At 56.8% G+C, this 20,755-nt stretch carries 26 protein-coding genes and 2 pseudogenes; 9 read left to right on the plus strand and 19 right to left on the minus strand.

What is annotated here, in order from left to right:
* The first annotated feature begins 285 nt into the window (after window positions 1-285).
* On the plus strand, window positions 286-2,046 hold the full coding sequence (locus ACYVGC_RS21075; protein WP_460585840.1) for a T9SS type A sorting domain-containing protein: 1,761 nt from the start codon (window positions 286-288) through the stop codon (window positions 2,044-2,046).
* Window positions 2,047-2,188: 142 nt separating this feature from the next.
* Here ACYVGC_RS21075 and ACYVGC_RS21080 read toward each other — a convergent pair whose 3' ends face one another.
* The 6 genes and pseudogenes from ACYVGC_RS21080 to ACYVGC_RS21105 form a co-directional block, all read right to left on the minus strand.
* On the minus strand, window positions 2,189-2,389 hold the full coding sequence (locus tag ACYVGC_RS21080; protein ID WP_460585841.1) for a hypothetical protein: 201 nt from the start codon (window positions 2,387-2,389) through the stop codon (window positions 2,189-2,191).
* Window positions 2,390-2,716: 327 nt separating this feature from the next.
* Entirely contained in the window at window positions 2,717-3,058 is a 342-nt protein-coding gene (locus tag ACYVGC_RS21085; protein WP_460585842.1) for a DUF5615 family PIN-like protein, read from the minus strand.
* 5 nt (window positions 3,059-3,063) lie between these two features.
* Entirely contained in the window at window positions 3,064-3,252 is a 189-nt protein-coding gene (locus ACYVGC_RS21090; RefSeq protein ID WP_460585843.1) for a DUF433 domain-containing protein, read from the minus strand.
* A gap of 351 nt (window positions 3,253-3,603) precedes the next feature.
* On the minus strand, window positions 3,604-4,242 hold the full coding sequence (locus ACYVGC_RS21095; RefSeq protein WP_460585844.1) for a hypothetical protein: 639 nt from the start codon (window positions 4,240-4,242) through the stop codon (window positions 3,604-3,606).
* Window positions 4,226-4,462: a hypothetical protein gene (locus tag ACYVGC_RS21100; protein WP_460585845.1), complete on the minus strand. Its 237-nt coding sequence runs from the start codon at window positions 4,460-4,462 to the stop codon at window positions 4,226-4,228. Before ACYVGC_RS21100 ends, ACYVGC_RS21095 begins: the two co-directional genes overlap by 17 nt.
* Window positions 4,463-4,549: 87 nt before the next feature.
* Window positions 4,550-4,813: pseudogene (locus ACYVGC_RS21105) on the minus strand (hypothetical protein); the annotation flags it as partial.
* Between the two features lie 73 nt (window positions 4,814-4,886).
* Here ACYVGC_RS21105 and ACYVGC_RS21110 point away from each other — a divergent pair.
* Window positions 4,887-5,108, plus strand: coding sequence for a hypothetical protein (locus tag ACYVGC_RS21110; protein WP_460585846.1), 222 nt, complete (start codon window positions 4,887-4,889; stop codon window positions 5,106-5,108).
* Complete coding sequence (locus ACYVGC_RS21115) at window positions 5,108-5,569, plus strand: PIN domain-containing protein (RefSeq protein ID WP_460585847.1); 462 nt, start codon at window positions 5,108-5,110, stop codon at window positions 5,567-5,569. The genes ACYVGC_RS21110 and ACYVGC_RS21115 overlap by 1 nt, the downstream gene beginning before the upstream one ends.
* A 10-nt stretch (window positions 5,570-5,579) precedes the next feature.
* Here the strand turns inward: ACYVGC_RS21115 and ACYVGC_RS21120 are convergent.
* Window positions 5,580-5,855: pseudogene (locus ACYVGC_RS21120) on the minus strand (type VI secretion system ATPase TssH); the annotation flags it as partial.
* A 63-nt stretch (window positions 5,856-5,918) separates the two neighbouring features.
* Here ACYVGC_RS21120 and ACYVGC_RS21125 point away from each other — a divergent pair.
* A complete protein-coding gene (locus ACYVGC_RS21125; RefSeq protein WP_460585848.1) occupies window positions 5,919-6,143 on the plus strand; it encodes a hypothetical protein in 225 nt (74 codons plus the stop codon).
* A 5-nt stretch (window positions 6,144-6,148) separates the two neighbouring features.
* Window positions 6,149-6,742, plus strand: coding sequence for a zeta toxin family protein (locus tag ACYVGC_RS21130; RefSeq protein ID WP_460585849.1), 594 nt, complete (start codon window positions 6,149-6,151; stop codon window positions 6,740-6,742).
* A 53-nt stretch (window positions 6,743-6,795) separates the two neighbouring features.
* Here the strand turns inward: ACYVGC_RS21130 and clpB are convergent, their stop codons facing one another.
* From clpB to ACYVGC_RS21160, 6 genes are all read right to left on the minus strand, one after another.
* Window positions 6,796-9,402: an ATP-dependent Clp protease ATP-binding subunit gene (clpB, locus tag ACYVGC_RS21135; RefSeq protein WP_460585850.1), complete on the minus strand. Its 2,607-nt coding sequence runs from the start codon at window positions 9,400-9,402 to the stop codon at window positions 6,796-6,798.
* A gap of 136 nt (window positions 9,403-9,538) precedes the next feature.
* A complete protein-coding gene (locus ACYVGC_RS21140) occupies window positions 9,539-10,114 on the minus strand; it encodes a hypothetical protein (RefSeq protein ID WP_460585851.1) in 576 nt (191 codons plus the stop codon).
* Window positions 10,104-10,271 carry a hypothetical protein gene (locus ACYVGC_RS21145; protein WP_460585852.1) on the minus strand — a complete coding sequence of 56 codons (168 nt, stop codon included), beginning with the start codon at window positions 10,269-10,271 and terminating at the stop codon, window positions 10,104-10,106. Before ACYVGC_RS21145 ends, ACYVGC_RS21140 begins: the two co-directional genes overlap by 11 nt.
* A 305-nt stretch (window positions 10,272-10,576) precedes the next feature.
* Window positions 10,577-11,875 carry a hypothetical protein gene (locus ACYVGC_RS21150; protein ID WP_460585853.1) on the minus strand — a complete coding sequence of 433 codons (1,299 nt, stop codon included), beginning with the start codon at window positions 11,873-11,875 and terminating at the stop codon, window positions 10,577-10,579.
* Between the two features lie 541 nt (window positions 11,876-12,416).
* Window positions 12,417-12,539, minus strand: coding sequence for a type II toxin-antitoxin system YoeB family toxin (locus ACYVGC_RS21155; protein WP_460585854.1), 123 nt, complete (start codon window positions 12,537-12,539; stop codon window positions 12,417-12,419).
* Window positions 12,540-12,625: 86 nt separating this feature from the next.
* Window positions 12,626-12,847 (minus strand): type II toxin-antitoxin system Phd/YefM family antitoxin, encoded by a 222-nt coding sequence (locus ACYVGC_RS21160; RefSeq protein ID WP_460585855.1) that lies wholly within the window; start codon window positions 12,845-12,847, stop codon window positions 12,626-12,628.
* A gap of 83 nt (window positions 12,848-12,930) precedes the next feature.
* Here ACYVGC_RS21160 and ACYVGC_RS21165 point away from each other — a divergent pair, with 83 nt between their 5' ends.
* Both ACYVGC_RS21165 and ACYVGC_RS21170 read left to right on the plus strand, forming a co-directional pair.
* Window positions 12,931-13,866: a helix-turn-helix domain-containing protein gene (locus tag ACYVGC_RS21165; RefSeq protein WP_460585856.1), complete on the plus strand. Its 936-nt coding sequence runs from the start codon at window positions 12,931-12,933 to the stop codon at window positions 13,864-13,866.
* Between the two features lie 279 nt (window positions 13,867-14,145).
* Window positions 14,146-14,856 (plus strand): SDR family oxidoreductase, encoded by a 711-nt coding sequence (locus ACYVGC_RS21170; RefSeq protein ID WP_460585857.1) that lies wholly within the window; start codon window positions 14,146-14,148, stop codon window positions 14,854-14,856.
* Between the two features lie 22 nt (window positions 14,857-14,878).
* Here ACYVGC_RS21170 and ACYVGC_RS21175 read toward each other — a convergent pair whose 3' ends face one another.
* A complete protein-coding gene (locus tag ACYVGC_RS21175; protein WP_460585858.1) occupies window positions 14,879-15,193 on the minus strand; it encodes a hypothetical protein in 315 nt (104 codons plus the stop codon).
* A 301-nt stretch (window positions 15,194-15,494) separates the two neighbouring features.
* On the opposite strand from ACYVGC_RS21175, the gene ACYVGC_RS21180 reads away from it, so the two are divergent.
* Window positions 15,495-15,929: a nuclear transport factor 2 family protein gene (locus ACYVGC_RS21180; RefSeq protein ID WP_460585859.1), complete on the plus strand. Its 435-nt coding sequence runs from the start codon at window positions 15,495-15,497 to the stop codon at window positions 15,927-15,929.
* A 98-nt stretch (window positions 15,930-16,027) separates the two neighbouring features.
* Here the strand turns inward: ACYVGC_RS21180 and ACYVGC_RS21185 are convergent, their stop codons facing one another.
* The 4 genes from ACYVGC_RS21185 to ACYVGC_RS21200 all read right to left on the minus strand — a co-directional run bounded on the left by ACYVGC_RS21185 (window position 16,028) and on the right by ACYVGC_RS21200 (window position 18,270).
* Window positions 16,028-16,282: a hypothetical protein gene (locus ACYVGC_RS21185; protein ID WP_460585860.1), complete on the minus strand. Its 255-nt coding sequence runs from the start codon at window positions 16,280-16,282 to the stop codon at window positions 16,028-16,030.
* 89 nt (window positions 16,283-16,371) lie between these two features.
* On the minus strand, window positions 16,372-17,301 hold the full coding sequence (locus tag ACYVGC_RS21190) for an NmrA family NAD(P)-binding protein (protein ID WP_460585861.1): 930 nt from the start codon (window positions 17,299-17,301) through the stop codon (window positions 16,372-16,374).
* Window positions 17,302-17,366: 65 nt separating this feature from the next.
* Window positions 17,367-17,873, minus strand: a complete 507-nt coding sequence (locus ACYVGC_RS21195; protein ID WP_460585862.1) for a hypothetical protein — start codon at window positions 17,871-17,873, stop codon at window positions 17,367-17,369.
* Window positions 17,874-18,003: 130 nt separating this feature from the next.
* Window positions 18,004-18,270 (minus strand): hypothetical protein, encoded by a 267-nt coding sequence (locus ACYVGC_RS21200; RefSeq protein WP_460585863.1) that lies wholly within the window; start codon window positions 18,268-18,270, stop codon window positions 18,004-18,006.
* Between the two features lie 182 nt (window positions 18,271-18,452).
* Between ACYVGC_RS21200 and ACYVGC_RS21205 the strand changes: the two genes are divergently transcribed.
* The gene (locus ACYVGC_RS21205; RefSeq protein ID WP_460585864.1) at window positions 18,453-19,130 is read left to right on the plus strand and encodes a hypothetical protein; all 678 of its coding nucleotides are present in this window, start codon (window positions 18,453-18,455) and stop codon (window positions 19,128-19,130) included.
* 133 nt (window positions 19,131-19,263) lie between these two features.
* Here the strand turns inward: ACYVGC_RS21205 and ACYVGC_RS21210 are convergent, their stop codons facing one another.
* Entirely contained in the window at window positions 19,264-20,670 is a 1,407-nt protein-coding gene (locus tag ACYVGC_RS21210) for an amidohydrolase family protein (protein ID WP_460585865.1), read from the minus strand.
* Window positions 20,671-20,755: the final 85 nt, after the last annotated feature.

Here is a 20,755-nt window from a genome sequence, read left to right on the forward strand (position 1 = left end):
GGGCCCACCTTTATTTGCGCAATCGATGCCGGCAACGTTGCCAGCTCCACCATTGGGGAAGGGCGGGCTAGCCCGATTTTGAGCTTCGACATTAGCATGGCGGGCGCGCGGCAAAGGAACTAGCCGCGCCAGTGCCGGACTGAGAACGTTGCCGACATCGATTGCATAAATAAAGACGGCGGCCCGCCCCCAGACCCGCGCGGGGCAACGGTAATATTAGTGGCTGGAACGCTCCGCCTGGCGGGCGCTGGCACCTGCCTCCTTCTCCCACCCATCCCCCTCCTCATGACTCTTTTCTACGCCCGCTCGGCGACTTTTTGCTTGACTTTGCTGGGTCTGGCTGCCGGCCCCGCCCTCGCCCAGACTACGCTACCCGGCTTTCCGGGGGCCGAGGGCGCCGGCAAATACACCACCGGCGGGCGCGGCAGCGCGGCCGCCCCCACCACGGTGCTCGAAGTTACCAACCTCAACGACGCGGGCGCGGGCAGCCTGCGCCAGGCCCTGAGCGGCACCTACGGCAGCCGTACGGTGGTGTTTCGGGTGTGCGGTGTCATTCACCTCGTCACGCAGCTGTCCATTCCGGCCAATACCACCCTGGCGGGCCAAACGGCCCCCGGCGACGGAATTTGCCTGGCCGACAAGCAAACCACGGTGAAGGGTAACAACGTGATTGTGCGCTTTATGCGCTTCCGGCTGGGCGACCAGTACCAGAACCTGGGCATGGCAAATGGCAGCGGCGACGAGGACAACTTCGACTCGATTGGCGGCTACACCGGGCTGATAGTGGACCACTGCACCTTCAACTGGGGCGAAGATGAGTCGCTGACCTGCTACAAGGGCGACAACACCACCTTGCAGTGGAACCTCATCAGCGAGGGCCTCAACTATTCGTACCACTTCGAAACCGGTGACACCGACTTTGAGCGCCACGGCTACGGCGGCATCTGGGGCGGGCGGCACGCCTCGTTTCACCACAACCTGCTGGCGCACTTGCAGGGCCGCAACCCGCGCTTCGACGGCTCGCGCAACCTCACGCCCGCCAACACAGCAGGCTTGGAGAATGTGGAGTTTGCGAACAATGTTATTTATGACTGGGGCTCCTACACCGTGAACGGGGGCGAGGGCGGCAACTACAACATTCTCAATAACTACTACAAATACGGCCCTAATACTAGTGCCAATACCAGCGTGGGCGTGGCCGTGAAGTCGCAGATTCTCAATCCCTACAAAACCACCACCCTGCCCTTCGGCCAGTACTACGTGACGGGCAATTACGTCGATAACTCGGCCTTCATTACCAGCCACAACTGGCGCGGCGTGAGCATGAACGGTGGCACCCAGGCCGATACCACCCTGGCCAAGGCGACGACTGCCTTCGCCATCGGTACCGATGCGTTACCGGTGCAAACTGCCGCCGCAGCCTACGCTAGCGTGCTGGCCGGCGTGGGGTGCGTGCTGCCCACCCGCGACCCCATCGACCAGCGCATTGTGCAGGAAGTACAAAACGGCACCGGCAGCATCATCGACGTGCAGGGCGGCTACCCACACGGCACGCCCTACAGCACATCGCAGGTGGCATGGCAGGTCCTCACCTGCAACACCGCCGCCCCCCCCGATACCGACCACGACGGCATGCCCGATGCCTACGAAACCACCAGGGGCCTCAGCCCCACCGACCCCGCCGACCGCGCCACCCTGGCCGCCAATGGCTACTCCAACCTCGAAAACTACCTCAATAGCCTGGTAGCCAGCACGGTGCTCACCACCACCAAAGCCGTGGCGCAGTCGGCCTTGCTGCAGGTTTTCCCTAACCCCGCCCAGGCCGGGCTGGCCCTCACCGTGGCCCACCCGCTGCAAGCGGGGCTAGCCGGTAAGCTCACTATTTACAGCTTCGAGGGCCGCCTGGTGGCCACCGTGGCCGCCGCCCCTGGCACTACTACTACCGCCTTGAACGTCAGCCAACTGGCCGCCGGCAACTACCTATTGGTATACGAAGCCGCGCCAGGCGCCCAGCGCCTATCCACCAAGTTTGTGAAGGCGGAGTAGCCGGCATTTCAACGGCCGCTTCATGCAAAGAGCCCCTCGCTTCATTGGAAGCGAGGGGCTTTTTGCTGCTTATCGGGGCGGCTTAGCGGTGGCCGTAGCCATAGCCGTAAGAAGGGCCGCGGTCGTGGCGGTGCTGGGCTTCCTAACGGGCGCGCTCCCGGGCCAGCTGCATGTCACGCTCGTGCTGCGCACGCTCGTAGCGCATTTTCTGTTCGTAGCGGGCACGTTCGCGGGGCGACATCCGGTGCTGGTCGCGGTCATGGTCAAAAGGGGCGGCGGCTGAGGCGGCGGTGGTAACGAAGAGGGCCGCGGCGGCAACGAACGAAAAGAGGGAAGCTTTCATGAGAGTGGCTGGTTAGAAAAGATTAGAAAAGGAAGGAGAAAAGAGCAACGCGTCTGACCTCTCCAAGACAAGCGCTGTGCCAAGCCCGCCGGCAGCACTTGCAGCCAGATAACACTAAATTATTGATTGGTAAATAGTTAATTGTCAAATCACTTTGTAATGACTCGACCAACGCGGCAAGTGTACCGCTCAACCTCCCTGCTCCTACTCGTGCCAAAACGCAAAAAAGCCCCACCAGCCAGTGGTTAGCGGAGCTTTTTTGCGTTTTAGCACGCCGTCCCATTGGGCTCAGTTATTTCTGCACCTGTCCACTCTGTACTGAGCACTCTACGGCAGCCGCAATTGCCGCATTCCAAACTCGGTTTGCTCCCCCAAAAAAGCTTCCAGCTTAGGCAGCCGGGCCAACAGGAAATCTGCCAACTCTTTCACCGGCACCTGCGCATTCTGCACTGCCACTACGCGGGGCGGAAAACCCTCGGCTAACACCAGCCGCACAAAATCATCGTCCTTGGTCAGCACATCGTACCCGTGTTGCTGCGCATAGCGCCAAATACTGGTATCGGGGCTTTCGGCCAGCCCAATATCCCGCACGTGCAACACCACGGCGCAATGCGGCCGCAGGTAAGCGGTCAAACACCAAGCGGTATTCTCATCCAGCAGCAGGCGCATCACCTCTAAGCCGCAGATTGCAATACAATGCTTTCCCGGTAAGCCGCATACAGCAAGCAGGCCCGCACTTGCGCTGCCCCAACGGTAGGAAAATCCTCCTCAATGTCAGCCGCGCTCATGCCATTGGCCAGCATTTCCAACACCTCGGCCACCGTGGTGCGGGTGCCCTTCACCACTGGCTTGCCAAAGCGCACCTGCGACCTGCGGGTTCAACTCAATGTAAGCGGTGATAGCGGCCGTATCCATAATTGCGAAGATACAGCCGCTTTACCCAGCAGAAACAGGCTAGTGTAGTAGGCTACTTCTTAGGTGGCTTGGGCGCAGCGGGCTTCTTGGCCGCGCCGCCTTTAGCGGGGACCGCTTTCTTCTTGGGGCTGGGGGCGGTAGCGGGCATGATGATATAGTTTGAGGTTGGGTAAAGATAACGCCCATCACGAACGCGAAGTTGCCCCGCCCCTAGCGGCTACGGGCGGCGGCGGCGGCTTACCCTAGCGCCCCCAGCCGCCCATATCTACTATGAACGATTAGTACAAATGAGCTTGATTCTAAAAACCAAGTAAGTCACCATTTCCACTCCCTAATCCTCTCATTATATTATCTTCATCGTTATCACCACCAAAACCTAATCTAGTATCATCGCGGAAATCATTACGCTCGTATCCGTAGTAAACTGACTGAAATAAATGCTTGTTTTCGCTGTAAAATTTCACCCACTTATCACTATTTAATTTTTTAATATTTTCACTAAAAATTTCCTTTCTTTTACTTGAATTAACAAAAGGCTCAAAAGTGCTTTTGTCTATTTTTTTGAGCCGCACACCGAGAAAGGTATTTACATCTAATTCTTCCAAAGCCCTAACACAAGAAGTAGACAGCGAGAAAAAATCAACATTTTGAATCAACCAAGAAATATAGCCAGGCTTTCCGTACTTCAGTAAAAAGGCTTCATAAGAGAAATTTTTAGTTGAATCCTCAAAATTTACTTTTACCTCAATTCGCAGCATTCCTTCTCGCTCTAAGCTTTCAAAATATTCATGACTGTATGAAATAACTTCTTGCTCTTCATTATCTTGGCAAATTCCCTCATACCTTTCCGTAAGTAACTTATTAAGCTCCCTGTGACAATCGAAAGCATCTAAATGTACGCCTTGAAAATATTTACATTTACTATAGGTATCGTTCAATTTTTATTTTTAATCTGGCATTATCAAAGCTAACCTCAAAAAACTTTTTATACGGATACCCTAGAGGCTTAAAAAGTAACAGTACCTCTTGTAATTCCTGCTGATACCAAGTAACAGGAAAATCTTCTGAACCTGCATAAATATCAGCGATATGCATTGGCGAGTATTTGCCAAACCCAATTGCCTGGTTTATGTCAAAGAAGCGCTTTTGAGTGCTCATGTTCAATACAAATAATTTTGTAAGCCACTAAATCAAAAAGCCCCATCAGCCAATGCTGACGGGGCCTCCCCACAAACATACAATATCTTACACCGTCGGCAGCTCCACGTTCTCAAACCACACGGCCCCATCTTCCAGTACCGCTTCCACCACGGCATCCTCGCTCACTTTGCCGGAGAGAATCTCCTTGCTCAGCTCGTTCAGAATCACGCGCTGCAACACGCGCTTGAGCGGGCGGGCGCCAAACCGTGGGTCGAAGCCCTGCTCGCCGAGGTAGTCGAGCACCTCGTCGGTGGCTTCGAGGGCAATGCCGGCCTCGTGCAGGCGCTGCTGGATTTGCTTGAGCTGAATGACCGTGTTACAAGCGGGCACCCTTTTTTGAGGACGTGGCGTTATCTTGTTGTACCATCAGTTTCTTACTGCCATGACTTCCACTACTGCAACTCAACCTACCAAACTCAATAGCTTACAAATTAGCCTGCTCCGCTTATTTGACCGGGGCATGAGTGATGAAGAAGTGCTGGAATTACGGCGGGTGCTGGTGGCGCATATGTCGCAGAAAATGCTCGACGAAGTAGCGCGCATTGATGCCGAGCGCGGCTACACCGCCGAGGATTATGAGCGAATGCTCAACGAGCCTTCCTGATGCGTCGTGCAGTCATTGACACCAATTGCCTGCTCGCATCGCTCAATCGCAATAGCCCCTTTCACCGCCTATATGCGCTGTTTGCCAGTGAGGCATTTGAGTGGGTGCTTAGCAACGAAATTGTGACGGAGTATGAGGAACTCCTGACCAAGCATTATTCCGCAGCTACCGCCAAGCGAGTGCTGGAGATTTTGTTAGCTGCGCCCAATACATCTTTTCAGGAAGCCTACTACAAGTGGCAACTTATTGCCGACGACCCCGACGACGATAAATTTGTGGACGTAGCCATTACCGCCAATGTTGACTATCTGGTCACAAACGACCGGCACTTTCAACCCTTGCTACAAGTACCTTTTCCTAAGGTGCCGCTTATCAACTTGCAAAGATTTCTGGCGACGTTTACACCACCGCATAGTAAAAAAGCCCCGCCGACTTCACGCCAGCGGGGCTTTCTCGTATAAAAATCAATCATTAAACCGTCGGCAGCTCCACGTTCTTGAACCGCACCGCGCCATTCTCCAACACGGCTTCTACCACGGCATCCTCGCTCACTTTGCCGGAGAGAATCTCCTTGCTCAGCTCGTTGAGGATGACGCGCTGCAACACGCGCTTGAGGGGCCGGGCACCAAACTGCGGGTCGAAGCCCTGCTCGCCGAGGTAGTCGAGCACCTCGTCGGTGGCTTCGAGGGCGATGCCGGCCTCGTGCAGAAGCTGCTGAATCTGCTTGAACTGGGTATCCACGATGCGGCAGCCTGCACCATTTTGGAGACCTTTACTGCTAACTTGCTGCCAACCTCTACCACATCACCAATGGCTTCCGACTCGTCCCCGCCCGCTGCACTAGTTGCTGAGCAACTTGACAACCTCGCTAACATGGCCGAGCGGGTAGCGTCGCCCGAGTTCAAGCAAGGGTTTCAGGAGTTTATTCGGGCCCGCGCTAAAAAAGCGAATTCCTTCCTGACTTACCGTGATGCTAAGGGCCGTTTGGTGCAGGAATGGCCGAACACGGGCAAAGTAGAAATTCTGGCTGAGTAGAAACCGTGAATGAACGCTATTCGCCTACCATTTATGTACTAGCGGGGCCCAATGGGGCGGGTAAAACCTCTCTCTACCAGTACGAAGCAGCGGCAGTGCCCCGGTTGAATGGCGACAGCCTCTATCAGCAAGGGTTTACTGTTCCTGAAGTAGAAGCCTCCTTGCGGCAGCAACTAGAGGAATGGACTACGCAGCGTATTTCTTTCGTTATCGAGACGAATGCGGCAAGCGAGCGCGACTACAAGCTGTTCAAGTCATTGAAGAATACCGGCTACCACCTGGAGCTTCGCTACGTGAGCTTGGAGTCGGTAGCGGTTTGCCGAAAGCGCGTAGCCCAGCGCGTGTTGGAAGGCGGCCACGACGTGCCCGCAGCCCTGATTCAGCAGCGCTACACCAACGGATTGTCGTTGCTTAAGCAGCACTACCGCATTTTCGACCGCATTCAACTTTATGACAATACCGGCACTGAGGCGCGGCAAGTAGCAGAAGTCCGGCCCGATTACCCATTGCAACCAACTATCTGGCCAGCTGACTGGGCCGCCCCAGTGTTAGCTCATATCACGAAGCTGGAAACCGTCTATAAAAAGCTCGCTAAATAGAAAAGTCCCGCTGACTTCAAGTCAACGGGACTTTTCTATTTAGAATCAACTCCTTAAACAGCCGGTATTTCCACGTTTTCAAACTTCACCGCGCCGTTTTCCAACACCGCTTCTACCACGGCATCCTTGCTCACTTTGCCGGAGAGAATCTCCTTGCTCAGCTCGTTGAGAATGACGCGCTGCAACACGCGCTTGAGGGGCCGGGCGCCAAACTGCGGGTCGAAGCCCTGCTCGCCGAGGTAGTCGAGCACCTCATCGGTGGCTTCGAGGGCGATGCCAGCCTCGTGCAGGCGCTGCTGAATCTGCTTGAACTGGATATCCACAATGCGGCGGATTTCCTTGCGCTTGAGGGGCTGGAACATCACGATTTCGTCGATGCGGTTCAGGAACTCGGGGCGCATGTGCTGGCGCAGGCGCTCCACCACTTCGTCACGGGTGCGGTCCACCACTTCCTCGTGGTTGTACTCATTCAGGTCTTTGAAATTCTTCTGAATGATATCGGCCCCCGTGTTCGAGGTCATGATGATGATGGTGTTCTTGAAGTTCGCCACCCGGCCTTTGTTGTCGGTAAGGCGTCCATCATCAAGCACTTGCAGCAGGATGTTGAATACGTCAGGGTGCGCCTTTTCGATTTCGTCGAGCAGCACCACCGAGTAGGGCTTGCGGCGCACGGCCTCCGTGAGCTGGCCGCCTTCGTCGTAGCCCACGTAGCCGGGAGGCGCCCCGATGAGGCGCGAGGTGGCGTGGCGCTCCTGGTACTCGCTCATGTCGATGCGCACCATGGCGTTCTCGTCGTTGAACAAGTACTCGGCCAAGGCCTTGGCCAGCTCGGTTTTACCTACCCCGGTGGTACCCAGGAAGATAAACGAGCCGATGGGCCGCTTGGGGTCTTGCAGGCCGGCGCGCGAGCGGCGCACGGCATCCGAAATGGCAGCTATGGCTTCGCTCTGGCCGGCCACGCGCTTGCCTAGCTCGGCTTCGAGGTTGAGCAGCTTGTCGCGGTCCGATTGCAGCATTTTATTCACCGGAATGCCGGTCCACTTGGCCACTACTTCGGCGATGTCCTCACTGGTCACGACTTCCTGGAGCATCCCGCCGTCTTTGTTGGCGGCGGCTTCATCCTGCAAGGTTTTGAGCTTCTGCTCGGCCTCCTGGATTTTGCCGTAGCGCAATTCGGCCACGCGGCCGTAGTCGCCCTGGCGCTCTGCCTGCTCAGCTTCGGTCTTGAAGCGCTCGATGTTCTCCTTCTCGGTCTGGATGCCGGTGAGCACCGATTTCTCGCCTTCCCACTTGGCTTTCAGCGAGTCGCGCTGCTCGCTCAGCTCCGAGAGGTCCTTGCTCAACACCGATTCGCGGTCGTGGTTGTCTTCGCGGCGCATGGCCTCGCGCTCGATTTCGAGCTGCATGATGCGGCGCTGCACCTCATCCAGCTCCTCGGGCATGGAGTTCATCTCGATGCGCAGCTTGGCGGCCGCCTCGTCCATGAGGTCGATGGCCTTGTCGGGCAGAAAGCGGTCGGTGATGTAGCGGCTACTCAGCTCCACGGCCGCAATCACGGCGTCGTCGGTGATGCGCACACCGTGGTGCAGCTCGTACTTTTCCTTGATGCCGCGCAGGATGCTGATGGCGTCGGGCACGGTCGGCTCATCCACCATCACGGCCTGGAAGCGACGCTCCAGGGCCTTGTCTTTCTCAATGTATTTCTGGTATTCCTTGAGCGTGGTGGCCCCGATGGCGTGCAGCTCGCCGCGGGCCAGGGCGGGCTTGAGCAGGTTGGCCGCGTCCATGGCGCCCTCGCCCCCGCCGCCGGCCCCAATCAGGGTGTGGATTTCGTCGATGAAGAGCAAAATCTGCCCCTCCGAGTCAGTCACTTCCTTGATAACGGCCTTGAGGCGCTCCTCAAACTCGCCCTTGTACTTGGCCCCGGCCACGAGCAGGCCCAGGTCGAGGCTCATCAACACCTTGTCTTTCAGGTTTTCGGGCACGTCGCCGGCCACAATGCGCTGGGCCAGGCCTTCGGCGATGGCAGTTTTGCCCACGCCCGGCTCGCCGAGCAGCACGGGGTTGTTCTTGGTGCGGCGGCTCAGAATCTGGAGCACGCGGCGAATCTCCTCGTCGCGCCCGATTACGGGGTCCATCTTGCCTTGGCGCACGCGCTCGTTCAGGTTCACGGCGTAGCGGTTGAGGCTCTGGTACTGCTCCTCGGCGGTTTGGCTGGTCACCTTGCGCCCACCGCGCAGCTCCTGGATGGCGGCCTTCAAGTCCTTTTCCGTGAAGCCGTTGTCTTTGAGCAGGCCGGCCGCGCTGTCTTTGCCGCCCAGGATGCCCAGCAGCAGGTGCTCGACGGACACGAACTCGTCGCCCATGTCCCGCATCTGGGTGTTGGCGCGGGTCACGGCGTTGGCCGCGTCGTTGGCGAGGTAGGGCGAGCCGCCGCTCACCTTGGGATAGGCGAATACGATGGCATCGAGGCGCTGGCCGAGATTGGCCATGTTAGCGCCCACTTTCTTGCCCAGGAAAGCCAGGGTATTCTCGTCGTTCTGGAGCAGGGCCTTCAGCAAGTGGCCCGTTTCGATGGCCTGCTGCTGGTTGGCCCCGGCAAGTTCGGTGGCCTTCTGCACGGCCTCCTGTGCCTTGATAGTGAAGTTTTTAAAGTCCATGATTCGCTAGGTTTCTCGTGGGGTGCTTCGGGTTAGGAAGGTTGTACGAGGATACTAGCAAACGTGGGGCTAGGGTGGTTTTTCGGACTTTTTGGCTAGAAAATGCTCTTTTCCTCTTTCTCAGTCCGACAAAATTTCAGTCTCCATCACCACTACGCAGGTCCGATGGTTTGCCCGCTTCCATTGCTTCGGGCACGATGTATAATTCCCGAAACATCTGCTCCACCTTATCTTTTAATCCCGGCTCTGGGTTATCTCGGCTTTCCAGAAAATACGCACTGATGGCGGGTAGCGGGTGGTGAATAAACCGCACCGGCCCTACAAAAGCCGTTACCATTTTGAGGTACACCCGAAACCGCTTGGTAACGGCCCGCTCCTCCCCTAGCAGCGCCTCCCCTACAAAGCCAGCCGAGGCGGACGGGTCGCGGCGGCAGATATCCAGGAAAATCTGCGTGCAGGTAGTGAGAATGCGAAAAGCGTCCCCGTCATTCACCAACAGCTTAAACCGATTGGGCGAGGCCTTGAGCGCCAGCAGATAGTACTTGAGCACGTACACATAATGCTGATACTGCTCGGCTTCCACCACGTAGCGTCGGTTTTTACGCGTGCGAAACGTGTAGTAATGCGTACAAACCAAAGGGCCGTCCTTGAGAGACGGCCCTTTGCGGTAAGTAAATGGATAGCCCTCGCCTAACTCGCGCTCAAATAGCATACTTATAAGCGTTGCGGCGCAGGCGAATCAACTCCTCTTCCGAAAGCGTGTCAAACTTGAATTGCTTGGCATACTCGCGGGCCTGGGCCAGCCGCTCTTCTTTGGTGAGGGTGGCAGCCGGGGCGGGCTGTGGCTCCTTCTTATCGGTGGTGCCCATAGGTTCCTAAGTTTCCGGGTAGCAGGTTCTCCGTACTACCGCGAATATACTAAAGAAGGTTCAGCAGGTGGCCCGTTTCGATGGCCTGTTGCTGGTTGGCCCCGGCAATTTCGGTGGCCTTCTGCACGGCCTCCTATGCCTTGATGGTGAATTTTTTAAAGTCTATGATTCGCTAGGTTTCTCGTGGGGTGCTTCGGGTTAGGAAGGTTGTACGATTGTACTAGCAAACGTGGGGCTAGGGTGGGGAATCGGACTTTTGGCTGGAAAATACTCTTTTACTCTACTATCGATGACAAATTGACTTATCAAAAAGGCAAGTCATTATCATCGTCATCGCTATGTAATCGACGCCATTCTTCGTCTCGTTTTTTAACCTCTTCTTTATTAAAGGTAGTTCGAGGCTCGTTAACTCTTTCAGTAGGAGGCAGATAATCTTCTTCCTTAATCTTAGCTATAAGTTCGCTCGGCAAGTAAGAGTTTCTATAACGAGCAAATGCCATTCTATGGCTTTCATCTTTGCTCCAGCAAGGAACTCTAGTAATTATATCTAAGTCCCAAGCTGCTTTTTTAACCTTACCAGCTACTATTTGAATAGCTGGGTTTTTTGAAAACAGTGATGATAGTGAGAACCCAAGCTTTTTAGCCGACCTTATTGAATCTACTTCACGAGATGGAGTAAATTGGCACAAAGTATCAACAAGAAAGGATATACATAGCTCTGGCTGCCTAATAATTTGTTCTTCGGCAAACCTTATAACAATCCAGCCATGAGCCAAGAAATACCTATCTCTGAACTCGTCATTTGAATTTAGATAATGGATGGGAGCACCATCTTTACCTACGTATGGCTCATCTATCTCAACTACAACGCACTGATTAAGCTGCTTTATAAAGACGATAAAGTCAGGCAGAAAAGGTTGTTTAAAATTATCATGAGGGAGCGTATTATTTCTTAAAATATCAACCTTAATTCCTTCAAAGAACTTTAATAACTCTAAATAAAAAAATTTTTCTGAAACACCTTTATTATATGTGCTTTTGCAGTAAACCGGACCAGATGAATTATCTAGTGCGCTTTTAACCATAAGGCGTCTTAACTTTACCGTCTCTTTTTTATATTCCTCACTCAGCACTAGCTTTTCTATTGTTGAATCATAATTTTTTCTGTCAACCTTATATTCACTTATCTTTTTCTCATAATCACGCAAATCAACTTCATACTGACTCTTATCACTATTATACTTTTCAACAGCTAATCTATAGCCACCCTGACGTGAACGATTTATAGCTACAGCATTTTTCGAATCACCTGCATAGTTTTTGAACCACACAAAAAGTCCTATCACTAAGCTTATTATTCCGAAGCCAGTAGCAAGATTTCCGCTACTTCTGCTACCTATATAGATGAAGAAAGCCCCAAAAAGCAGTATGGGCAATCCTACACATCCAGAACCAGCAGCAGACACTTCATCATCTGCTTGTTGCTTTGGTGTTTCTGGAGCAGCAGGCTTTACGGGTTCTATAGGAACAGGTGGCATGGCTGGCAACACCTTGTCAATTTGAAGAAATCGTTGAGGGATTTTGACAATTGGGTAGCTGGCCATCTTTAGTGAATTGCTATTATACGTAGCAGCAAGCTACAGCATAACAGCTACTTTGCCCGTTGCCCATCCTCATACTCCTGCACCCAATCTTCCAGCACGATACCAACCATATCGGAAAAGTGGCGGGGGTTGTGCGTAACCAGCGTGAAGCCGTGCGCCACCGCCACGCTGCCAATCAGCCTATCGAACTCGCCTTGTAGGCGACCTATTCGTTTCAGGCTGGGCGTAGGTTTCCAGCGCGGCCGAGATGCCTAGCTGGCGGGTGGCCAGAAACAACCGCAGGAATTTATCTAGGTCTTGGTGGTTGCTGATTTGGCGGTGATGTTGCTTCTGACGGCTCACTTGTTACAATGTAAACTTCTATGCCCTCAGATGCAGCTTGTAGCCAGCGAATTACATCGGCCGCCCGGTCGTCAGGAAATTCTAGTCTAACGGCCACTGTCATAGCGCCAAGATACAGCTACAGCCAGCCATCGACCAGCGCTAAGCGGCAGCTACTTCTCGTAATGGAAGCGAAAGGCCGCAATGAATAGCGTTTCCCCTACCACCTGATATACCAGGCGATGCTCTTGTTGATGCGCCGCGACCAGTAGCCGCGTAGGTTGCCTTTCAGCGCTTCGGGCTTGCCAGTGCCGGTGAAGGGTGTGCGCTGGCACTCCTTCAACAGCGTGTTGATTTTGCGCAGAATGGCGCGGTCCGTTTCCTGCCAGTATAGATATTACTCCCAGGCAGCTTAGTCCCAAAGGAGCTTCATGCCTCAATCAGGTCATGAACCTGGCCTTCACCGCGCCCCAGCCGCTCGATGGAATCCAGTAGTTCTCTGGCGTTGGCTGGGTTACTCAGCAAGTAGTCAGTTTCATCTTTGGGCTTAGCCTTGCGGCCTACGGGCGTAAGTTTAACGGAGGTAACGCGCCGCAGAAATTCCAGCACGAACTCGGCATCCTGGTCGGGGATTTCAAGGGTGTATTTCATACTTCCAAAACTACGGGCCGTTGGCTTAGTTCCTTTCCAAAACAGCGCAAGTAACGTTTATCATTTCCTGCTTGCCAAATAGTATGAAACCGAACACCCTCGCCGCCTTTTACGAGGCGTGTACCCCTAGCCCGGCGTCGGCCGGGGGCGTGCTGCCGCCGCCGGTTATGGGGCAGGGCGTGGGGCATTTCAACGTGTTTCCGCTGGCGGATATCCCGCAGGGGCCACCGATGGCGTTTACGCGGCGGGAGTACCACAAAATCACGCTCTGCCGGGGGCGCAGCCAGGTGGAGTATGCCGACCAGGCCCCGCACGTTGGCGCCAATACCTTGTTTCTGGTGACGCCGCGGGTGCCTTACCGGTGGCTGCCGCTCACCGAGGCGCCCGGGGGCTACTGCTGCCTCTTCGACGATGCCTTTCTGCTGCCCGCCCGCACCGGGGTGGTGTTGGCGGAGCTGCCGATTTTTCGGCCCGGGGCCTACCCCGTGTGGGAAGTAGCCGAGGCCGACTGCGCGGCGCTCGAAGTTATTTTTCAGAAGATGGCACACGAACTGCATTCGGGCTACGCCTACAAGCACGACCTGCTGCGCACCTATCTCTGGGAGTTGATTCACCTGGTGCAGAAGCTGCAACCGGCCCCCGCCCCGCTGGCCACGCATAGCGCCGCCGCGCGGGTGGCTGCGCAGTTTGCGGCGCTGCTGGAACGGCAGTTTCCGCGCCCCAGCCCGCAGCCGCCGTTGCGCCTGCGCACCGCCACCGACTACGCGCAGCAACTGGCCGTGCACGTCAACCACCTCAACCGCGTGCTGAAGGAGACGACGGGCCACACCACCACCGCCCTCATCAGCAGCCGCTTGACGCAGGAAGCCAAGCTTCTGCTGAAGCAAACTGATTGGAGTATTTCGGAAATTGCCGATAGCCTGGGCTTTGCCGATGTAGCGCACTTCTGCACGTTTTTCAAGCGCCACGCCGGGCAAACACCGGGGGACTTCCGGCGTTTGGGTGGGTTTGCCCTCTAATTGGGCTTTACCCAAAAAACGTTTGTCATTGCGAGCGCAACGCAGTGGAGCGCGGCAATCGCACTAGCACGATGCCCGAACGATTTCGTTCTGGTGCGATTGCCGCGCTCCACTGCGTTGCGCTCGCAATGACAGATGGTTTGGGTCAGTCTTGGTAGCGTGTTTGAAATCTAAAACAGATGGGTTGACTGGCGAAGTTTATCCCTCGGCTGCCTCCCAGACCTTTGTGGTGTACTTACTCACCTCCTTACCCTAGGAGGCCCAAACCCCACGGGCAACATGGCAAACAAGAAGATTGCGCTGGTCACCGGCGGCAACAAAGGCATCGGCTTTGAAATTGTGCGGGGGCTGCTGCAAGCGGGCTGCCGGGTATACCTGGGGGCGCGCGAGGCGGCCAAAGGCCAGCAAGCCGTAGCGGAGTTGACCGCCGCCGGCGACGTCCGATTTCTCGAAGTGGACCTGGCCAACCAGGCGACGCTCGACGCGGCGGCAGCGCACATACAGCGCGAGGAAGGCCGCCTCGACATCCTGGTGAACAATGCAGGCATCAACGCGGCCGGCGACGGCGCGCCCAGCACGGTCGAGGTGGGCAGTGTAGCGCAAGCGTTCCAAACCAATTTCCTGGGTACGCTGGCCGTTACCCAGGTGTTTTTACCGCTGGTGAAGCAGGCCGCGGCGGGGCGTATTGTCAACGTATCGAGTCCGCTGGGCTCGCTCACGCTTAGCAGTCAGAACGACTGGGGCCTGCTGGGGTACTCCGCCTCAAAGGCCGCGCTGAACATGCTCACCGCGCAGCTGGCTCACGAGCTGCGCGATACGGCCATCAAGGTAAATTCGGCCGCGCCCGGCTACACGGCCACCGACCTGAACGGCTTTGCCGGCACCGACACGCCCGCACAGGGCGCGGCGGAGGCCATCCGGCTGGCGCTGTTGCCAGCCGATGGCCCCACCGGCACCATGTCCTCCTCTACTGGCGTTTTGCCCTGGTAGGGGCTTGGGCAGACAGGGGCAGTTACTTCTTCCCCGACTGCTTCTCCGCAGCGGGGGTATAGTGCATCTTATCCATTTTTCGGTTTTGCCGACGGTCCTGGCGGCTTAGGCCGGGCACCTTCTCATCGTGGCGCGCGGCGCGGGGGCTACCGGCGTCGCGGGTGGCGGGCGTGCTGAGGGGTGCGCTACCCGGTACGGTGGCGGGCGTTATGGGCACGCCAGTAGTGGGCGATACCGTCCCAGTGGGCGCTACCGCACCCGAGGGCAACACGGTTTGGGCCAGGGCCGCGCTGGTGCTGCAAGCAAAAATGACAGCCAGAAACAGGAAGGATTTCATAAGATAAACGGGTAAATGATGGGGCTTCGGGCCTTGCGCCATCGCTTTAGTGCGGGTAGCCAGCGGCCGGTTAGTGCGTTTGGTTGAAGACGTATTTGCGCACCAGCTAACTAGGTGTGGGCTGGTAGCCTGGGCTTTTAGGGGCAATGCTTGCGGCTTCCCCAGTGCGTACGGTAAGCAAGGGCACAGTAGCTACTTTTCCCGCTGCTGCGGTCACGCCTTGTCCTGGGTGGGCGCGCTATCTTGCCGGCTGGCTGCTACTTAGGTCACTTATACTGACCGCTTTCCCTATCCCACCCCGATGAAAATCCTATTTATAGTGCTCGGCGGCTTCGTGCTGGGCGGTTGCAGCCAGCCGCTGGATGATACCGCCGCCATCAAGCAGCTGCTGGAAAAAGAATCGGCTACCTGGCGGGCGGGCGATGCGCCGGGCCACGCCGCGTGCTGGCACATTCAGCCGTATAGCCGCATGCTGGTGTCAACGGCCGATGGCAAAGTCCTGGATATTCCGCCGGCCCTGATGGTGGCGCCCTCCCCCGGCACGGGCCAGGGTGGGGTATCAGTCAATACCAACTACAAGCTGCACGTGGCGGGCAACACCGCCTGGGTGAGCCACGACGAGGAATCGACTGCAAAAAGTGGGCAAAAAACGTATTCCTACGAGATTCGACTGCTGGAGAAGTTCGACAACCAGTGGAAGCTGGTGGGGCAGTCCATCCACCTTTACAAGCGCTGAGCCAGCCTTTGCGGGCGCCTGCCTTCGAGACCAATAGCCCAAATCAGACGCACCTGATTCACATATTATTGATTGCGAATTACTTACGCATTTAAGCTTTACCTAGGTTTCATGGTACCCTCGGGGTTGGCGGGCACTCTGGCTAGCTTGCGCAGCCTTTTTTTCTCGCGGTGCGTTGTGCCGGGTACTTTTTCGGTGTGGCGGTGGGCGCGAGGGCTACCGGCGTCGGACGCCTCGGGCGGGGTGACGGGCAGCGAGCCCGGCACATTGCCACGGGTGGCAGTTTGGGTCTGGGCCTGGGCGGCGCTAGCGGTGAGCACAAAAACCAAGGCTAGGAGCGGAAAATATTTCATAGAAAAGCAATGAGATAAGCAAGGCGGGGTACTCAATGGAAGCCCCTACCCGGTTGATTGATAACTATACTGGCACCGACTTGGCAAGCTTACTTTCTAGTAATCAGCACCTCCCGCACCTGCGTCCACCGGATTTCCGGGTACCGGTCGTTATCCAGCGGCGCGAGTTTGGGTAGGCCAGTAGACATGTTGTGCAGGTACTGCATGCCCTGCCAGGGCGGAAACACCTCGTTGGGGGCCGGCACGAGGCGGCGCGTCACCTTTATCATGAGTTTGAGCAGCCAGAGGCCCCCGACCCGCAGGCGGCGAAAGCGCTGTCCAGTGGCGGCGCTCGCCGTGGCTTGCAAGTCGCGCATGGTGGCTACCTCACCGGCCACGCGCAGGTAGCGGGGCGTGGTGGGGTCGAGGGCAGCGGCGGCCGTAAACGCCGCCGTATCGGCAATGGTGGTGAAATCGAGTGGCTGGTCGGCGCTGCCCCAGTAAAGCATTCGCTTGATTTTGAACAAGATAACCGGAGCCTGTCCGGTCAGCAAGTCCATAAACATGCCGTTGAGGATGGAGGTGGCCCGAATGGGTGCCTGGTCGAGGCGGCGGCCGAACTCGCGGCGCAGGTCAAGGTTGCGGTTGGAACCCTCGGGCAGCTTGGTGAAGTCGATGGAGTAGTCGGACGGGATAAAGCGGGGCACACCGGCCGCCACGGCCGCTTCGAGCAGGCGCGCTTGGGTGTCCACTATCACATCGCGCAGGCCCGAGAGGGCCGATACCACGCAGGCCGCCCCCGCGCAAGCTTGCGCGAGCGCCGCTACGCTGTCAAAATCGACTTCTACCACCGTGGCCCCCTGCGCCCGCAGCGTGGCCACGGCCGGCTTGGTGTTGCCGGGGCGCACCAAGGCGTGCACCGTGGCCCCACGGGCCAGCAACTCCTGGGCAATGCGCAGGCCCAGGTCGCCGGTGGCCCCGGCCAGCACGATGGGCGCAGATTTAATGGTGGGGCGGGAAGGATTAGGGGAATCTGACAAAACTAAATTTTTCAATGCTGCGTGGGAGAGCTTTTTGCCATAGACCAGCAAAAACGTTTTGCGCTCTATCTGTTGACTATCATTTCTTTATTTTCAATACTGCCCGAGTCGCGGTAGATGATGCGCAACTGCTGGTCATCAACAGGGACAACCCACCACACGCTCACCGACGGAAAATCGAGGCTATGCTGCTGCAACACCAGTAAGTCGAACATAATCACTTCGTTGCGATGCACGATAATCAGCCAATTACCATCGTAAACATTCCCAATAAAGCTAGCGGCCCCTTGTCCTTTGCAGGAAATATGCATTCGCTTGAAATCCTGCGCGGCATCAATTACAACCCCGCCGCTCTCCGTTGGAATAAAGAAAAAGCGCCCGTCCGGCGACTCCGTTTCATTATGGCTACCGATGGTAACAGTAGGCCAACTACCAAGATATTTTTCGGTAACTAGCTGGCCATTAATCCTTAGCTCAACCTCCCACAGCATGCGGCCATTGTTTGGCTCAATAATGCCAAGGTATGTAAGCTCCAGGTCGTGGAATTTGGATTTGAATGTGAAAGCAGACATAAGCAAGGCCGAGTATTGCCAGTGGGCAACGGGTACAAATAAGCCCCTGCCGGGTGGTGGCAGGGGCTTAATTCGTTAGTTATTTGCAAGCACCGTGCTGGCTCACTGACCTTTAGGTGCTTGGCTGTTACTACATCTTGGTTTTTACTTTGGTGCCGTTGTCGGTGGTTTTCATCTTTTTGCCCTTGCGCATCGCCTTCTTGTCACTACGGTCGGTGCTCGACATGTTGTCCATGCGGCCATTGTTGGTGGTCTGGTCGGCGGTGCTGCCGGCGCTGGGCATGTTGGATGGGTTGCCGGTTTGGGCACCAGGCGTGGTGCCGGGGGCTACGGTTTGGGCAAAGGCGGCGCTGGTGGTAAGGGCCAGGGCGGCGGCGAGAATCAGGGTGGCTTTCATGGAATGGGAAAAGGAAGAGGATGGGCTGGCGGCCGTTCAGCCACCATTTCTGCTTATACGCGGTACGGGCTCAAGCGTTTACCCTATTCCTACCCGGGCCGGGCGGGCAGCCAGGCCCGGGATTTCGGTTGTGCGCCGGCATTATGCGTAAAAGCGGCTACTACCACCCATTTTGATATACAATGGCAACTTTCACCGTCGAACGGCTTTCTTTTCAGCACCTTTCCGAATTACCCAACGCCTGGCAGAACGCCGATTACCTGGCCCTGCTTCAGCAGCTTGACTACGACAACCCCGAGGCCCTGGCCCCGGCCGAGCTAAAGGAGATGTGCCAGATGGCCATCACCGACCTGGAGCCCGCTGCTGCCGCCGAAGCCGTGCTCACCTACCTGTTTGCCGACGAGCTAAAGGACGGCCAGATTGAGCAGCTGGCCCACCAGATGGAAACCGAGAAACTGTGGGAAGAAAACCCCAAGCTGGAGCTGCACGAGGGCTTTTTCAACGCTACGCAGCTGCTCTACGATGCCTACAATGGCAAGTTTCCGCACCCGCAGGCCGTGGAGTTTAAGGTGAAAATAACGGCGGCCGACCCCGCCGACCTGGCAACCCTGGATACGGAGCCCGCGCTGCCGCTGCTGCGCCTACTGGCCCCCGGCCTGTCGGACAGTGCGTTGCTGCACCGCCTGTTTGGCGACCAGCTGGCGGGCGGCGAGTTTCCCGAAGCCCCGTCCATTCTGTGGCAAATCACGCCCAGCGACAAAACCGCCGGTAGCGTGGTGTTTGACGTAATCAGCTCTGATTATTGGATGGAAGACTTTAAGTACGCCGATACGTACGAGGCGTCGCTGCCGGCTGAATAGCTTCTTGATATAGAATAAAAAGAACGTCATGCTGAGCTTGCCGAAGCATCTCTACCGCATCGTTGCGGCGTGGTAGAGATGCTTCGACAAGCTCAGCATGACGTTCTATTTTATGTTATTAATAATCAGTTAGTTAATTTAAACCTACTTTGCCTTTCATTGATTCAAACAGCTTGGGCGAATCAAAGCCTACGCCGTGCTTGAACACGATTTCCATTTGGCGGAGCTGGCGAATATCCTTTTCAGGGTCGCCGGCCACCAGCACAAGGTCGGCTTGCTTGCCGGCTTCGATGGTGCCGATGTCGCGGTCGCGCCCCAGGTACTTGGCCCCGTTGAGGGTGCAGATTTTGATGGCTTCGAGCGGGGTGAAGCCGCCATCCACCAGCAACTCAATTTCGCGGCGGTTGGCGTAGCCGGCAATGGTGCGGCCCGCGCCGGTAGGGTCGGTGCCAGCTACTAGTAGTCCACCCGCGTCGTAGAACTGCTTTTCCCAGCCCTGCTCCTTCTTGAAGAGCGCCACGCTGGCCGAGTCTTTGCCTTGGCTGGCCTGCCAAGTGGCCGTTTCGCGCTCTTGCAGCTGCGGCATGAGCGCGGCCAAGCCGCCGCCCAACACCACCTCGCGGCCCGTGTAGGGCTCAAACACGGGCAGCGTGGAGGTGAGGGCTATATTCTTGCTAATCAGAAACTTAATTAGCTCGGTTACGGCAGGGCTGTTGGCAGGCAGGCGCAGTAGGGCCTGCCGGGCGGCGGGGTAGTCGCAGGCATCGGCCACTTTGCCGGGCACGAAGTCGGAGCTGGCCATGAAGCCGTGCTCCAGGTTGTCGATGCCGATTTCGGCGGCCTCGCGGTAGGTGAGCGCGCAGAGGTGGCCGGTTACCTTGAGGTGGCGGGCGTGGGCCTCGTGCACCACGGCGGCCAGGTCGGCGCGGGTGGCGTGCATGTACATCTTGAACGACGTGCAGCCCTTATCGGCCCAAAACTTGGTGCTAGCGGCGGCATCCTCGGGGCCTTTTATGGTGTTGAGGGCCGGAATATCCATCCCCGGCTCCTCCATGTAGGGCGCGGTCACGTCCATGTCGGGGCCGATAAACTTACCCTCGCCAATGAGGCGCTGAATGGCCAGGTCGGTCTGTGGCTCGATGCTGCCAGCCGTGCGAATGGTAGTGGCCCCGCCCGCCAGGTAGAGGCGCGGAAACGAGTACGGCATCTGGGCGATGTTGAAAAAGCCGCCCGCCGGCATGGTGTAATACAGGTGCTCGTGCAGCATTACTAGCCCCGGAATCAGCGTTTTACCCGCGCAATTGATAACCTCGGCCCCGGCCGGCACCTTCACTTTTTTGAGAGAGCCAACCTGCTCGATGCGGCCGTTGCGCAGCAGCACCGTTTGGTGCAGCAGCACCGGGCGGCCGGTGCCATCTATCACCTTGGCGTCGGTGAGGGCCACTACGGGCGCGTTCACCTTAATGAATGCCTGCACCGCTGGAGTAAAAGTGGGCGGCACTTGCGCCAAGGCCGGGCCAGCGGCTACAAAACCCAACAAAGCACTTCCTAAGAGGGTGTTAGGGAATTAAGCAGGCGCTAAGCGGTTGAGGCACATGGTCATGTTGGCAATGAGCAGCCAGGCT

The organism is Hymenobacter arcticus (genome assembly GCF_054779975.1).

Excerpts from the sequence above, each read along its gene's own strand:
- ACYVGC_RS21075 (WP_460585840.1), top strand. The coding sequence starts at position 286 with ATGACTCTTTTCTACGCCCGCTCGGCGACTTTTTGCTTGACTTTGCTG.
- ACYVGC_RS21080 (WP_460585841.1), bottom strand. The coding sequence starts at position 2,389 with ATGAAAGCTTCCCTCTTTTCGTTCGTTGCCGCCGCGGCCCTCTTCGTT.
- ACYVGC_RS21085 (WP_460585842.1), bottom strand. The coding sequence starts at position 3,058 with ATGCGCCTGCTGCTGGATGAGAATACCGCTTGGTGTTTGACCGCTTAC.
- ACYVGC_RS21100 (WP_460585845.1), bottom strand. The coding sequence starts at position 4,462 with ATGAGCACTCAAAAGCGCTTCTTTGACATAAACCAGGCAATTGGGTTT.
- ACYVGC_RS21110 (WP_460585846.1), top strand. The coding sequence starts at position 4,887 with ATGACTTCCACTACTGCAACTCAACCTACCAAACTCAATAGCTTACAA.
- ACYVGC_RS21115 (WP_460585847.1), top strand. The coding sequence starts at position 5,108 with ATGCGTCGTGCAGTCATTGACACCAATTGCCTGCTCGCATCGCTCAAT.
- ACYVGC_RS21125 (WP_460585848.1), top strand. The coding sequence starts at position 5,919 with ATGGCTTCCGACTCGTCCCCGCCCGCTGCACTAGTTGCTGAGCAACTT.
- clpB (WP_460585850.1), bottom strand. The coding sequence starts at position 9,402 with ATGGACTTTAAAAACTTCACTATCAAGGCACAGGAGGCCGTGCAGAAG.
- ACYVGC_RS21140 (WP_460585851.1), bottom strand. The coding sequence starts at position 10,114 with ATGCTATTTGAGCGCGAGTTAGGCGAGGGCTATCCATTTACTTACCGC.
- ACYVGC_RS21145 (WP_460585852.1), bottom strand. The coding sequence starts at position 10,271 with ATGGGCACCACCGATAAGAAGGAGCCACAGCCCGCCCCGGCTGCCACC.
- ACYVGC_RS21150 (WP_460585853.1), bottom strand. The coding sequence starts at position 11,875 with ATGGCCAGCTACCCAATTGTCAAAATCCCTCAACGATTTCTTCAAATT.
- ACYVGC_RS21160 (WP_460585855.1), bottom strand. The coding sequence starts at position 12,847 with ATGAAATACACCCTTGAAATCCCCGACCAGGATGCCGAGTTCGTGCTG.
- ACYVGC_RS21165 (WP_460585856.1), top strand. The coding sequence starts at position 12,931 with ATGAAACCGAACACCCTCGCCGCCTTTTACGAGGCGTGTACCCCTAGC.
- ACYVGC_RS21170 (WP_460585857.1), top strand. The coding sequence starts at position 14,146 with ATGGCAAACAAGAAGATTGCGCTGGTCACCGGCGGCAACAAAGGCATC.
- ACYVGC_RS21175 (WP_460585858.1), bottom strand. The coding sequence starts at position 15,193 with ATGAAATCCTTCCTGTTTCTGGCTGTCATTTTTGCTTGCAGCACCAGC.
- ACYVGC_RS21180 (WP_460585859.1), top strand. The coding sequence starts at position 15,495 with ATGAAAATCCTATTTATAGTGCTCGGCGGCTTCGTGCTGGGCGGTTGC.
- ACYVGC_RS21185 (WP_460585860.1), bottom strand. The coding sequence starts at position 16,282 with ATGAAATATTTTCCGCTCCTAGCCTTGGTTTTTGTGCTCACCGCTAGC.
- ACYVGC_RS21195 (WP_460585862.1), bottom strand. The coding sequence starts at position 17,873 with ATGTCTGCTTTCACATTCAAATCCAAATTCCACGACCTGGAGCTTACA.
- ACYVGC_RS21200 (WP_460585863.1), bottom strand. The coding sequence starts at position 18,270 with ATGAAAGCCACCCTGATTCTCGCCGCCGCCCTGGCCCTTACCACCAGC.
- ACYVGC_RS21205 (WP_460585864.1), top strand. The coding sequence starts at position 18,453 with ATGGCAACTTTCACCGTCGAACGGCTTTCTTTTCAGCACCTTTCCGAA.